Origin of the sequence: Tolypothrix bouteillei VB521301 (assembly GCF_000760695.4) — a bacterium.
GTDB classification, from domain to species: domain Bacteria; phylum Cyanobacteriota; class Cyanobacteriia; order Cyanobacteriales; family Nostocaceae; genus Scytonema; species Scytonema bouteillei_A.
In genome coordinates this window covers 148910-162903 of sequence record NZ_JHEG04000001.1, presented here as the reverse complement: position 1 = coordinate 162903, position 13994 = coordinate 148910, and the positions used below count along the sequence as shown (strand labels likewise).

The following is a 13994-nucleotide window of genomic DNA, read 5'->3' as shown; positions in this document are numbered from 1 at the left end:
AATATTTTTAAAAAACCTATAAATTTTATTTAAAGAAAAAAATAAGGAACTGCCTACCAAAAGCCATACGTGGTAGGCAATATCCTCTCTACAGTACTTAAAATTTTTCATGCAGGATTTAGGATGGCTGCGGCAATTCTATAGCAGTCCTATTTGAGATCTCAACAAGGAAGATTCCGTGGATTAGGAAGAAGTATTTGGGAGCGGTTTTTGAGTAAGACTTCGCCTGCGATCTGCAGAGGTTTCCACTAAGATAGAAAGCACAAGCGCACTAAACGCAATTAAATGACAGAAAAATCGTGCTAGATGTGAATATTCCCACCGATCGCGAAGTTGTTCCCAGTTTGCTGGAATAGTTTCAGGTGTTGCATTACGAATGACTGTATTTGCAGGTTCTGTAAATGCAAAAAAGAGGACAGGAAATGCCAGTAGCATGAATGCTACAGCAATTAGTGCAAGTTGAAAAGCGGGACGACTTTTGCGAACAAGAACAGTCAGGGCGATCGTTGCGAGGGGTGCAGCCAGTTCAATGAATGTGCCGATATTCGGAGGTCCAAATGCGACATACAGGCTGTTTTGAATTGCAATGTATTGCGTTGCAGAGTATTGCATTTTGGCTGGGAGTTCTAGCGCATGGCACAGCGCCATTCCCGTTACAAGAGCAGATAGGATAATGGTGATGAAACTCCAAGTTTTTAAAAGCATAGAGAATTCTCCTTTGCTTTATTAAGTTTGCTAGGCGATCGCTAGCAATGCGACTGCTGTGAGTGCCGCTACATTGGGTTTATCCGAACATTGCCGTCAGTTCAACCATACCAAACAGTACTTGCTATTTTATCTTGTACTATGTATACTACAAATACAACAAGTTATGAGGTAAAACAAACAAAGCTCTGACAATAAGTGTAGCGAATTATTATATTTTTTTTATTATTACGTATTTCCACATAGACGTAGATAAGCAACTTATAATTATTGAGAGCATTCCTATGCGTACAAATTGCTCTCAAAATAGAATTTTCAGGCTAGACAAATAAAGCCCACCTGCGCGGAATGAGCTTGTATAGCCACAATGGGGCGCATCCTCGGTGTTTTTTCTTTATTTTAATATTTATTCTTGGAGGAGAAAATGAAACTAAATCAAGTGATTGCAGTTTTGCAAACCATTAAAGCCAATTCGACAAAAGCCAAAACAGCCGTTTATCACCTTATTCAGAAAAGTGCAATGTTTCAAGGTATTTCTCGCACTTTTTCTCCAGTGGCTGAAGATGGTTTTGTCTATCCTCCAGAAAACCAAACACTGCAGTTGAAAGCAGAAGATTTACTCAGTCAATTTGAACAAGCTTGTTCTGAATTGTTTAATTTATGTGCTACTCAAGACTGGTCTAATTCTCAAGCTAAGGCTGATATAGTCGTTGATGGAACTACAATCCTTAGGGAAGTTCCTGTTTCTTACCTGTTGTTTTTAGAAAAGCAGTTAGTTGATATTAAAACGTTCATCTCATCTCTACCTGTCTTGGATACTAGTGAATCTTGGATTTACGATCCACAGCAAGAATGCTTTGCCACAGAAGCCAAATTCACGACAAAAACCAAAAAAATTGTTAAACCAGTCGTGCTGTACGAAGCTACGAAAGAACATCCCGCACAAGTCAAGGAATCCTCTGAGGATGTTCCAGAAGGAACGTGGCGAACTGTTAAGTTTTCTGGGGCTATTTCCCCAGCCAGACAAAACGAACTGTTACGAAGAGTAGATAGATTAATGCAGGAGGTCATTTTTGCTAGAGAACAAGCAAATAGTTTAGAAGTGACGCAACAAAATCATGTTGCTCGTTCTATTTTTGGTTACTTGTTCGCTCCCTCAAATATCAGATAGAATATAGATGGAGCACAAATTTAGTTTCAGTGTCTATAGGAGTATTTGTAGGTTCGAGTCCTACTCCCTCGATTTTATTGAACGAGGGATAGCCAAATGGTAAAGGCACTCCCCGACACAGTTAGTTTCACGTTTAGTTTTAGGTTATTGCTCCAAGCTTACTGTAAAACTTCACATTCTGCATCAATCCCTGTAAATTAACGTCAGTGGGACACGGGTTCAAATCTCGTCCGGAGCTCCACAATAATGCTCCGGTAGTTTAGAGGTAAAACACCACGACTTAAAGAATGAATTTGCAGGAACCGGAAATTAACTCGGCAGAAATCGTGAATATAAAACTGAAAGATTTGAAACCTTTTGGTTCCACCCCTGAGACATGGACATTGTCTCAGGGGATTTTAACTAAAAAGCAAAGTAGGATAAAAGTGGAAGATGCAAAGCGTTCCCCTGGTATGCGGAGGTATTAACCCTGACCTTAACAACTGCAAAGTGGACAATTGAAGATTACCACCGAATGATTGCAGCCGGAATTTTGGAACAACGTCACCTTGAGTTGCTGAATGGAAAGATTATAGAAATAGCTCCTGAAAGAGAATCACACACTTTGACAATTTGTATCCATTACAAGCAATTTAACAAAGCCTTGAAAGTCTTTCTAGAAAAGAGTTAAGTATTTGTGCTTGGAGGAAAGTTAAATTTAATAAGAACTGGTGTTAAATGTTCAGAAATCCCCTGTAGTCTAATTTGTACGCAACCAAAGTTATACGCTTCTTCAATTGATCGTCCTGCACCTAATGCTTGATAGAAACCTGTAGCAAAGGCTATGGCAGCTGGATCGCTAATTACTTGGCTCATACCAATTACATATTCAATATATTTTGCAATAGCTTCAGCTTGAATTTTAGAGTAGCATGAATTTAAAATTACACATTTCACTTTACCAGAAAACTGCTTGAACATTTCAGAAAGAGCTTCCGACTCAACTAAGTGAACTCTGCCTAATTTATCCTCGAAGCATAATGTACCTTCGATCATACCATGTCCAGAAAAGTGAACAATTTGTGGATTTGTGTCCAACAATGCTTGTGTTAGGTCAATAGCCCGTACAGCCATATACTCATTCAATTCAAATCGATTACGTAATTTTGCTAGCTGTAGTTTTTCTTTAATTTCACGTATTTCTTCACACAGACGTATTCTAGTAGAAGTCGCTGGCTCTGCACATAGGAATAAAATTGAAATTTTGCTATTACTCTCAAAATCTTCTTGCTTGCATAAACTATTTAATGAAATGTAATCTTCATAGTATTGTTTAAAAAAATAAGAAAACCATTTTTTATAAATTTGGTTAGAGAAGTAATATAAATTTTTTTCCTTACGAAGGATTTTTAAGTTTTCAAGGTTATCTAATGTTTTTCTAACAGAGAAAATTCATTATTTTGATTGGTCTCTGAAACTTTTCTACGAAGATCGAGTAAATTAATATGTGTTAATTGGCAGAATTCATATAGAATGAATAACTCGTGCTCTTTTAAAAGCTCTTTAAGCATTTGAAAATGATGGTGTGTTAAATCTTGAACTAATGCTTGTATCTGAATTTCAATTAATTTATAAAAATCATAGTGTATTGAACCTGAAAAAATAACCTCTATATTCTTAGTTATAGTATTATGTATTAACAATTTTATAAGATATGGATGGCCACCAGATTCATAGATAATAAGATCGATAATTCTTTTTCAATTAAAATAATATTACTGAAAGGTTGACTAATTAAATCTCTACAACTATGATTGGAAATTGTTTGCAATATAAAATTTCTTGAAAAGATGATGCCAGAGTCGATAAAATACCAGTGCTTAATTCCGATATGCTTTGAGATGTTGCAATTACAAAACAAACTTATTTAATTCAGTATGTATAGGACGTTCATCAATAACGTTTCTCAGTTGATTATAAAATATAGTTTTTTCATTTTGTTAAATCTTCTGTAACCTGAAATTCATCTATTAAAACTATAATACGTTCATTATAATCTAGTTGTTTTTCAATAATTCTACTTAATTCTTTAAGTGAATTAAGTAATTCATATTCGGATAATCCAAGATATGTAATTTGAAATGTTAAACATAGTTGTTGAATTAGATAATAAACAAAAGCTGAACTATTATATTGTGGTATCCTCTGAAAGGATATATAAGCACACTTTTTACCTTGTTCTAAACACCATGTTTTAAGGCAATAAAGAAATGAAGTTTTTCCAATTCTTCGAGTTCCTTGAACAATAAAACATTCTCCATTTAAAAGATGAAACCAACCCTCTTTTAATTCATTTTCTCTTCCCTTCAAGTTTTGAGGCAATGTTACAGGTCTTGTTGGATCGAAAAACTCAATCAGAGCATTTTGATTCTCGGTTAATTTCATTGTTAGTATCCAATAAACAATTCTTGTATTTCTTCTGGATAATATAATTGATTAGTTAACCAGTCTTGAATAAGTTTAGCTGTCAATTTATATCCATGTTCTTCTTCAACTAAAAGGCCAAACCAAACTAAGTTATTTAGACCTTCCCTAATGACTTTAAAAGCAATATTATTACTGACAATTTTTTCAATATTGTATTTAACTTCACGAATATCTATTAAGTCATCCTGGTAAGCGCAGAAGGCAATAATAGCTTTTTCAATATTGTTTAACATATTCCACATACGTTCCCACTCAACAATATCATTTCTCATTATTTGTTGGATTTGAATAAGATTTTTTTGTGAAACTCTTCGCTCTGAAATATTCTTATTTTTAAAACACTGATATATATGATCTCCTAAAATTTGAAGATATAAAGGAAGATTACCAGTCCATTGTAAACAATCTCTAATTACATCTTCTTCAAATACAATATCTTGATCCTCTGCAAGTCGAAGTAATTTTTCTGCGGCTTCTGTTGTAAGGCGATTTACAGAAATATGACTTACCATATTAAAAAGAGGAGACTGAGGATCAATTAAGTTTCGGGTAATGAATGGACCGGAAGACAATATAATACGAAGCCAACCTTCTTGTTGCATTATGACTCGCATCTGCTCCAAAAAAATATTAAAATTTTCTACTCCTTGCCCTACATCCATTTCGTCTATCAGGAGGACAACCTTTTCATCTTCAAGACAATTTTTAATATACCGGATTTTATTATCAATAGTTTCTAAATGAAAATAAAATATTTTTTTAATTTCTAGTAGTTCAATCGCTACTTTCTTTAAAATTTCATCAAAAGTGAGGCACTATCTATTACATTAAAATTAAACGTTTGCAGAGATATATAAATCGGAATATAACCTTCTTTTAACTCTTCCTTTAATTGAAATAATAAAGATGTTTTTCCAATCCGTCGAGGACCAAAAAGTAGAAAATGTTGTTGATGAATTTCTTCACGGATATACTGTAATTCCTTTTCTCTACCAACAAAATGTGCATTCCATACAGGATTATTAGGAACAAATGGATTTTCTCTATCAGCTGAAATGTAGATAGGCTCCCCAAATTCTCCATTAATTTTGTAACTTATAGCTATTTGTTTAGCTACTTTTGGTTTTATGATACAACGTAATTCAATTTGTTCACCTGGGTGAAAATTGAATGGAAAATCTCCAAAATAACTAAAAATATCTATTTCTGCTGAGGACTGAAGAGATAAATTAACATTAGGAACATGAGTATCTGTGATATTTTTATAAAAAATTTTACAAATTGCTCTTTATTAATTTTAATCCAAATCTAGGTTTTATTGTTACATAAAAGAAAGGATATATTTTTGTATCTTTAATGATTTTTTTAAAAGTTACCTATATGTTTAAGTAAATATTCTAGTATTATTTTTCTAGCATTTAATATATCAAGTGAGTGTAATTTTGAAGAGTTTCATTAAGCTGAACGCTAAGATTATAATTATCTGCGCTAAGAAGAACTGTATTATTGAGTTCTCTCGTAATACTAATGATTTTTTTAAAACTTCTGGAGTAATAGGAATTTGTAATTCAATCAAAATCTGTTCCAACTCATTAACATTTATTTGATTTTTTGAATTATCTTAGCTAAAATGATTTGAAGAGATGCTTCTTACGTTACTTAATACTCTAGTTAAATAAGACGCATTTAATTCATTAATTTCTTGTGTTTCATCATGAAAATTCGATAATTTTTCAAAAAAACAACTAGAAATGGTATAGTTAAATTATTGTTTTCAAAAGGTTGATTGAGTAATTCTAAGAAATTTGTAATGCGTGTAGAAAGTTTTAATTTATTATTTTTTTTATTATACCCTTCAATTATAAGTTTAAGTCTTTCTTTATCGATCACCGTTTGATTCACAAAATATGTAAGAGATATTTCAGACACAATCCATATTTTCCGCTCTGATTTAAAAGCTACTGTCAATAAATCAAATCCCATCTCTGAATCACTTGGTAATATTTTGTTATAGATGAACTTAATCATTGAGTAACGGACATAATGATTAAAGTCTTGAGTTAAGGCGCTCAATAATCCTTCTGCCTTAGACCAAAGACTTGGTGGAAATTTCTCTACTAGACTGACAAGCTCCAAACACAAATCTTTATTGCTGTAATCTTCATGTGTATTCCAATTAAAATTTTTTCTATTTAATACAATTTGAGTAGCTAGATTAATACTTTCACCTATTGAAAAATTTAAGTGCTGGCGATATTGATTAGAATGTAACAATTTAATTGCTTGCTTGAGACAAGCAATGCGAGTATAAGGTTCATCAATTGGAGCAAGAACACGAAGAAGTTCCCGGATTTCTTGGTTATCATTTTTTATCCAATCCACATGGGAAATTAAAAAACCTCGCAAACTTTTATTTTCTTCATAAAGGATTTTCGATAAAATTTCTTGGCTTATTATCAATCTGTAATGTTGGCTTGTATCAATTCCCTTGTTAAATAAAACATCTTTCAGACCTACTAATTTCTTTTCAATTTGAAGATGAGGAATAATAAACTCAATCTCTACCGCAATACTAAGTACTAGAGGTGAATTATTTTCGATCAAATTTGAAAATGATTCAATACTGTAATATTTAGCATCCAAAGGTACTGTGAATAATGGTTCAAGCCATTTTTTTACCCACTCTTTTAAGCTCTCTATGTCGTCAGAATTAGAGACAATAAAGAGTATATCAATGTCCCTATAACTATTATTTTTAACAACTGAACCATACAGACCAACACATTCGAACAAATAGGGACAAGTCCGAAGATATTTGGAGATAAGAGAAGTAACCTCTAATTTATTTAAAGCAGGATTCATAATATATTAATTTTATAATAAATTATATATTTTTTACTAGTAATTATTTGAAAAAGCAATAAAAAAATGACTCAATTATAAAGGATTTTAGAATAGTAAATTATCATTAAATAGATGTACTATGTACTATGTTTTAGTATATAATACCTAAGAAATACTGTTAAATTTAATTACTTACACCCATTCATACATTCATAACTTAAAGCACGATCACATTCTTTTGAATTTGTCAATACAGCAATTACCTATTGTTGCACAATTACAAAGTGTGGAACATAGAAACTTAAAGAGGCTCGCTTACTTTTAGAAGAAGTATAATTGTTTGATGCCAGAAACTCCACTATATAGTTTGTCTAAAAAGTCTATGCATCAAAAGCGGATGCTTACGATCAAAAACGCTAAACTAATTACAAAACTATCTTTTGCAAAAAAACTCTATTCAAAATAGTAACATTTATTCTAGTTATAAAATGTGTAATTTATATAACTTTAATTAAGCGAAAGTAAATTGAGGTTAAATTTCTTAATCCAAAATGACGTGAGATGGATATAAGACTATGGTGCGCTTAAAATTATGGCAGTGGGTTGTCTTAGCAACACCGATCGCAGCGATCGTTGGTTTCTTATTAATAGCAGCAGGATTCCAAATTCATGAGTGGAGTATTAACTGGATCTGGGCTGTCTTTATCCTTTTATTTGTAGGTTGGCGCTGGTTGTTGGCGAAATGGACTCAACCGTTGGTCGGTCAAGTGGAAGCTGTAGTAGCGGAGGTTAGCAAAGAACTGAAATCTACAGCAGGAGATACATCCGGGCTACTGGTGGGAACGGACGCCACAAACCAAGCAGAAGCCGCCCTACAGGAGATACTCAAAGCTTCACTCAACGATCGCCCAATCTGGGAAGACTGGTCAACTTTTTGGCAACGCTGTCAGGAACTTGTGGAAGCGATCGCTCAGATTTACAATCCACAAGAAAAGTATCCTTTGTTGAACATTTACGTCCCCCAAGCTTACGGTTTGATTCGGGGAACAGTCGATGACTTGGATCGGTGGATGCAGAATTTATCCCCTGTTCTCAATCAAGTTACTGTTGGTCAAGCATTTCAAGCATACGAAACATACCGCAAGTTAGAGCCTTCTGCTCGCAAACTTTTGCAAGCTTGGAATTGGGCGCAGTGGCTGTTAAATCCAGCAGCAGCCGTAGCTAAAGTTGTGAGCCGCCGTTCTGGGAACCAAGCAACCCAGCAGTTGTTGGTGAATTTGAGCCAGCTTTTGAGAGAAGCAGCTTTAAAAAACTTGTGCCAACAGGCGATCGCTCTTTACAGTACTACAACTTTGCCGATCTCAGCACCTTCCGCTCCCACAGCGAATTTACCTCAGGTCAAAACTCAAACTCTGCAAGATATTTTAGATCGCGCAGAGCCTCCAGAAGCAGTGGAGCAAAAACCCGTTAATATTTTACTTGTAGGGAGAACGGGGTCTGGCAAAAGCAGCTTAATTAACACTCTCTTCCAAACAGATTTAGCCGCAGTTGATGTTTTGCCAAGTACAGATCGGATTCAAAATTACCACTGGCAAAGCAACACAGGAGAAACACTTACACTTTTGGATACCCCTGGTTACGAGCAAGTCAACCGAAAAGATTTACGAGAAATTGTCCTAAATTATATTAAGAATGCCGACCTCATACTACTTGTGACTCCTGCTCTCGATCCTGCATTGCAAATGGATGTGGATTTTCTGAGAGATTTAAAAGCCGACACAGCAGATTTACCTGCAATTGCAGTTGTCACGCAAGTCGATCGTCTGCGTCCCATTCGAGAGTGGGAACCTCCATATGATTGGGAATGGGGAAATCGCCCAAAGGAAATAGCGATTCGAGAAGCCACAGAATACCGCGCTCAACTTTTGGGAGACTTCTGCAATCTAGTTTTGCCCATCGTAACTGCTGATAGCAAAACGTCTCGCACTCCGTGGGGAATAGATGCATTATCATTAGGGTTAATCAATGCGATCGCACCAGCCAAACAACTCCGTCTTGCTCGCTTTTTACGCGATCGAGAAGCCCGCACCACAGCTGCTGCCAAAATCATTGAGCGCTACACTTTTCAGATGGCTACAACTCAGGGACTGGCAGCATTTTTGAAAAGCCCAGTTCTGCAATTTATTTCTACAATGACAACAGGCTCGCCAACTCTCGCACATTTACTAGCAGCACAAATTCCTGTAGAACAGTTACCAATTGTTATTGGTAAACTTCAAATGGCTTATGAGCTTTTTCCACTCTTAAGTACGGGGAATTCAAACAAGTTTGACCTTCTATCAATTTGGCCATTACTGCTGGAAAACTCTGCCTCTCCCGATCGCAATGCTTGGGCATTTGGTCATGCTTTAGTGGAGTATTGGACACAAAATTTGACGGTTGAACAATTGCGAGAGCGGTTTGATTCCTATTTATCACAGAGATGAATATTTTGCTGCTAATACATTTTAATTTAAAGTATACTCAACCTCAAAGAGTTGTTGGTTATGCTGTTGGGTGACGTACAATCTTTTAAAGTTAGGACCGTAGTCTTCTTCACCGTTTAAATCAAGACAAATATATTCGCCCTCAATACTAATACAGTCCATATCGTATTCCCGATAAGGAAGAAAATCGTCATGAGATAGGGGTTGGTCGCAATAAAACGTCCCCAAAAAGTTTTCTCTACCAGGAAAAATCCAAGTTTTCAGGAGAATACAATGGCGATCGTCAGCAGTATGAAGCGCAAATACAGTACCTCGTTGGGTAATTCTAGCTAGATGATGGGGAAGTTTTAGCTCGCAAGCTGTATCTTGTTGTCTATTCCGAGCTTTTACCCAATCCAGAACAATCTGATACTTTTTTACTGAAGCACGTCTTCGGTGTCTATACGTAATTTCCCCGTAGAATTGCCATACTAGAAAGACAGCTTGAAAAATAACGAATAAGATTCTTTCGATAATACTTTCTTGTTCTTCCCGTTTATTATTCATAACTGGTGGTTAAACTGGCGATTTATACATACATTTATTGCTGTGAATTTTCTTCTGTGTGAATCGTAGACATGAGGGGATATAGATCTACACAGATTCTGATGCCCTTTCTACCTCGAGAGTGAGGAGTCTGCTTGAAGAAACACCATATCATGAGGCGTAGTGGTTGAGACGCAAATGAGTTTAAGTACTCTCTTGCCACGAACGTTTGCGTGTCGCCTTAATGACATTTTGATGGAGAGCTTATGGCTACTGATATATCCAAAATTCAAGAACATCAGCCTGTTTATGCAGAAGGACCTGGTGGCTTAGCAGGTGCGTCTGATACGCATATTGGTACGGTAGATAAAGTCGAAGCTGGCAAATACATCAAGCTTACTAAAAATAACTCACCGGATGGTCAGCATCGCTGGTTTCCGATTGATTGGATAAGGGCAGTTGATGAGCGAGCTGTGTACCTTAACAAAACTATAGATGAGGTAACGTCAGGGCTTATAGATCGCCAACCTGAGGGTGTTTAGACAGTAGAAAACGAAATTCTAGAAAGTAGTCGTCGTGCGATCGCCTCACTGCTCCTATTTCTCTACAGCTTGCCAAGCAGTCATTTGTTTTCTGACGACTTGTGCTAAACCCGCGTTTTATACCCCCTTTAGAACTGAGTTCCCGCAGATGGTGAATTTAGTGCTAATAGCCCACAGCCCTTACGGGCATCACCTCGCTCTGGTGGCTGAGCCACTGGAGCGAGAGAATGACAATTCATACTGAATCCGCCTCTTATACCCCCTTGTTTACATCTCAAATAGGATTGCTATGCTTTGCAGCGTTTGCTTAGCTATTTATAAAGTTATGTAAAATAAATACTCATATTTAGTTGATTTACGGAAAGAATATATCAAAATCATTAAGTTTTCTCATAATTAAGGTGTAGCAACAAGTGACACTTGAGGTTCAAAGACCCTTAATGACTAGTTTGATAGAAAAAATGAGAATACTTTGTAAAACTTATTTAAGTCAAGAAAACATAACAAATAGAGTATTAAGAAGTTGGCAGCTTTAAGGAAATAAAGTCAACAATAGCCTTAATTGAAGCTAGAGGTTTGCTGACCTATGCAGCCAATTCGTACTTTTAACGTATCTCCATCATTACCGCAGCGACTTGAGCCGCTACGGAAGTTAGCGTATAACCTCCATTGGGATTGGAACGTTGACACTAAAGACTTATTTCGTCGTTTAGATCCCGATTTATGGGAATCGAGCCGTCACAACCCTGTTTTAATGCTCGGTACCATCAGCCAAGCAAGATTGATGGAAGTTGTGGAAGATGAAGGCTTCCTCGCGCAAATGGATCGAGCAGCCCGCCAGTTGGAAGATTATTTTCACGAACGCACCTGGTATCGTAAGAATCGGGATAAGGGACTGGCGACTAGAGATAAGGAACAGAGCCATTCTCCCAATTCCCCAGTGTCTGCTTCCCAACCCCAAGAATGCTACGCGTATTTTTCTGCTGAATTCGGGCTGGTCGATTGTTTGCCCATCTACTCTGGAGGTTTGGGAGTTCTTGCTGGGGATCATCTCAAATCAGCTAGCGATTTGGGTTTACCCTTAGTTGGTGTAGGTTTGCTTTACCAGCAAGGCTATTTTGCTCAATATCTCAATGCTGATGGTTGGCAGCAAGAACGCTACCCCATCAACGACTTCTATAATATGCCGTTGCAACTCGAACGCAATCCTGATGGTTCTGAACTGCGGATTGGGGTGGACTATCCAGGGCGAACGGTATATGCCCGTGTTTGGCGCGTACAAGTCGGCACAGTTCCTTTGTATATGCTAGACACCAACATTGAACCAAACAACCCTTACGATCACGACATCACAGATCAACTTTACGGTGGGGATCTGGATATGCGTATCCACCAAGAGATGATGTTGGGGATTGGTGGTGTCCGAATGCTAAAAGCGCTTGGATATGATGTGACTGCTTACCATATGAATGAAGGTCATGCAGCTTTCTCAGCTTTAGAGCGTATCCGCATACTCATTCAAGAACAAGGTTTGAACTATGTCGAAGCCAGACAAGTCGTGGCTTCTAGTAATATTTTTACCACTCACACACCAGTACCTGCAGGAATTGACCTGTTTCCCCCAGATAAGGTTTTACATTACCTGGGATATTACGCAGACGTTTTTGGTCTAAATAAAGACCAATTTTTAGCTCTAGGACGGGAAAACGCTGGCGATTTGTCTGCGCCATTCAGTATGGCGGTGCTGGCGCTGAAAATGGCAACATTTTCAAATGGTGTAGCACAATTGCACGGCGTCGTGTCACGACAAATGTTTAAGGGCTTATGGCAGGGCGTACCCGTTGAGGAAGTCCCCATCACAGCAATCACAAACGGCGTTCATGCCCGTAGTTGTGTTGCTAAATCTACTCAAGAGTTATACGATCGCTACTTGGGACCAAGCTGGTCATCCGCACCAACAGATCATCCTCTGTGGGAAAGGATGGATGCGATCCCTGATGAGGAGTTATGGCGCAATCACGAACGATGTCGCTTGGACATGATTATGTACGTCCGGGAGCGTTTGGTAAAACATTTACGAGATCGCGGGGCTTCTCCTCTAGAAATTGCCCAAGCACAAGAAGTTCTTGACCCCAAAGTTCTCACTATTGGTTTTGCCCGCCGCTTTGCCACCTACAAACGCGCTACTCTTTGGATGCGTGATATCGAGCGGGTTAAGAGAATTTTATTGGGGAATAAAGACCGCAAGGTGCAGTTTGTTTTTGCGGGTAAGGCACATCCCAAAGATATTCCCGGTAAAGAACTGATCCGGGAAATCAATCGCTTTATCCACGAGCAAAACTTGGAAAAGCAAGTTGTATTTGTTCCCAACTACGACATTCACATAGCCCGATTGATGGTGGCTGGTTGTGATGTATGGTTAAATAATCCACGCCGCCCACGGGAAGCTTCCGGTACAAGCGGTATGAAGGCAGCTATGAATGGGTTGCCGAATTTAAGCGTGTTAGATGGTTGGTGGGATGAAGCTGATTACGTCCGCACTGGTTGGGCTATTGGACACGGGGAAATGTATGACGATCCCAACTACCAAGACCAAATCGAGGCAAATGCTTTTTACGATATCTTGGAAAAAGAAGTTGTAACTTTGTTCTATGACCGGGATGTGGACGGCTTACCCCGTCGCTGGGTTGATAAAATGAAGGACGCCATTCGGTTAAACTGCCCGTTTTTCAATACGGCACGAATGGTAGGAGAATATGCTTTGCGGGCTTACTTCCCAGCAAGCGATCGCTGTCATACTTTAACTGCCGATGGCTATGCCCCTGCAAAGGAATTAGCTGCTTGGAAAGAAAATTTAACTGCACATTGGTACAACATAAAAATCAAGGATATCAATATATCTTCTGGTGCTGAGATTGAGGTCAATCAGACTGTTAGCGTTAAAGCTAAGGTTGATTTGGCAACTTTAACAGAACAAGATGTGCAATTGGAACTTTACCAAGGAGCTATTGATGCTAATGGCGAGATTGTCAATGGTATACCTGTGGTGATGGATTACCAAGGGGAAGATAAGGATGGATTGAGTATTTACACGGCTGATGTGATTTACACGACATCTGGTTTGCAGGGTTTATCTTTGCGCGTGTTACCCAAGCACAAATACCTTTCTAGTTCTTATGAGCCACGGTTAATTGTTTGGGCGCAGTAGGAGAGTTTTGAATGCGTGGATGAGTGGATTTTAAATCACTCATCCAA

At 37.5% G+C, this 13994-nt stretch carries 10 protein-coding genes; 4 read left to right on the top strand and 6 right to left on the bottom strand.

Translation table 11 applies throughout. The annotated features are described in order from the left end of the window. Positions 1–183: 183 nt before the first annotated feature. Entirely contained in the window at positions 184–705 is a 522-nt protein-coding gene (locus tag HC643_RS00640; protein ID WP_038079337.1) for a DUF1772 domain-containing protein, read from the bottom strand. A 424-nt stretch (positions 706–1129) separates the two neighbouring features. Here HC643_RS00640 and HC643_RS00635 point away from each other — a divergent pair, with 424 nt between their 5' ends. Then, positions 1130–1876 carry a DUF7873 family protein gene (locus HC643_RS00635; protein WP_038079333.1) on the top strand — a complete coding sequence of 249 codons (747 nt, stop codon included), beginning with the start codon at positions 1130–1132 and terminating at the stop codon, positions 1874–1876. Between the two features lie 666 nt (positions 1877–2542). Here HC643_RS00635 and HC643_RS41105 read toward each other — a convergent pair. The 4 genes from HC643_RS41105 to HC643_RS00615 all read right to left on the bottom strand — a co-directional run bounded on the left by HC643_RS41105 (position 2543) and on the right by HC643_RS00615 (position 7204). Then, on the bottom strand, positions 2543–3055 hold the full coding sequence (locus HC643_RS41105; protein WP_336604400.1) for a CHAT domain-containing protein: 513 nt from the start codon (positions 3053–3055) through the stop codon (positions 2543–2545). A gap of 792 nt (positions 3056–3847) precedes the next feature. Next, positions 3848–4300 (bottom strand): ATP-binding protein, encoded by a 453-nt coding sequence (locus HC643_RS00625; protein WP_167844592.1) that lies wholly within the window; start codon positions 4298–4300, stop codon positions 3848–3850. A 2-nt stretch (positions 4301–4302) separates the two neighbouring features. Beyond that, positions 4303–5004 (bottom strand): hypothetical protein, encoded by a 702-nt coding sequence (locus HC643_RS00620; protein ID WP_167844591.1) that lies wholly within the window; start codon positions 5002–5004, stop codon positions 4303–4305. Between the two features lie 1024 nt (positions 5005–6028). Next, positions 6029–7204: a hypothetical protein gene (locus HC643_RS00615; RefSeq protein WP_167844590.1), complete on the bottom strand. Its 1176-nt coding sequence runs from the start codon at positions 7202–7204 to the stop codon at positions 6029–6031. A gap of 557 nt (positions 7205–7761) precedes the next feature. On the opposite strand from HC643_RS00615, the gene HC643_RS00610 reads away from it, so the two are divergent. Next, positions 7762–9672 (top strand): GTPase family protein, encoded by a 1911-nt coding sequence (locus HC643_RS00610; protein ID WP_038079330.1) that lies wholly within the window; start codon positions 7762–7764, stop codon positions 9670–9672. A gap of 21 nt (positions 9673–9693) precedes the next feature. On the opposite strand, the gene HC643_RS00605 is transcribed toward HC643_RS00610, so the two are convergent. Then, positions 9694–10218, bottom strand: coding sequence for a hypothetical protein (locus HC643_RS00605; RefSeq protein ID WP_050045430.1), 525 nt, complete (start codon positions 10216–10218; stop codon positions 9694–9696). 245 nt (positions 10219–10463) lie between these two features. Here HC643_RS00605 and HC643_RS00600 point away from each other — a divergent pair, with 245 nt between their 5' ends. Together HC643_RS00600 and glgP are read left to right on the top strand one after the other, a co-directional pair. Next, complete coding sequence (locus HC643_RS00600; protein ID WP_038079328.1) at positions 10464–10739, top strand: DUF2171 domain-containing protein; 276 nt, start codon at positions 10464–10466, stop codon at positions 10737–10739. Positions 10740–11325: 586 nt separating this feature from the next. Next, positions 11326–13947 carry an alpha-glucan family phosphorylase gene (gene glgP, locus HC643_RS00595; protein WP_038079325.1) on the top strand — a complete coding sequence of 874 codons (2622 nt, stop codon included), beginning with the start codon at positions 11326–11328 and terminating at the stop codon, positions 13945–13947. The last annotated feature ends 47 nt before the right edge of the window (positions 13948–13994 follow it).

Bases quoted from the DNA above. Each gene is read 5' to 3' on its own strand.
- HC643_RS00640 (WP_038079337.1), bottom strand. From the start codon at position 705: ATGCTTTTAAAAACTTGGAGTTTCATCACCATTATCCTATCTGCTCTT.
- HC643_RS00635 (WP_038079333.1), top strand. From the start codon at position 1,130: ATGAAACTAAATCAAGTGATTGCAGTTTTGCAAACCATTAAAGCCAAT.
- HC643_RS00625 (WP_167844592.1), bottom strand. From the start codon at position 4,300: ATGAAATTAACCGAGAATCAAAATGCTCTGATTGAGTTTTTCGATCCA.
- HC643_RS00620 (WP_167844591.1), bottom strand. From the start codon at position 5,004: ATGGATGTAGGGCAAGGAGTAGAAAATTTTAATATTTTTTTGGAGCAG.
- HC643_RS00615 (WP_167844590.1), bottom strand. From the start codon at position 7,204: ATGAATCCTGCTTTAAATAAATTAGAGGTTACTTCTCTTATCTCCAAA.
- HC643_RS00610 (WP_038079330.1), top strand. From the start codon at position 7,762: ATGGTGCGCTTAAAATTATGGCAGTGGGTTGTCTTAGCAACACCGATC.
- HC643_RS00605 (WP_050045430.1), bottom strand. From the start codon at position 10,218: ATGAATAATAAACGGGAAGAACAAGAAAGTATTATCGAAAGAATCTTA.
- HC643_RS00600 (WP_038079328.1), top strand. From the start codon at position 10,464: ATGGCTACTGATATATCCAAAATTCAAGAACATCAGCCTGTTTATGCA.
- glgP (WP_038079325.1), top strand. From the start codon at position 11,326: ATGCAGCCAATTCGTACTTTTAACGTATCTCCATCATTACCGCAGCGA.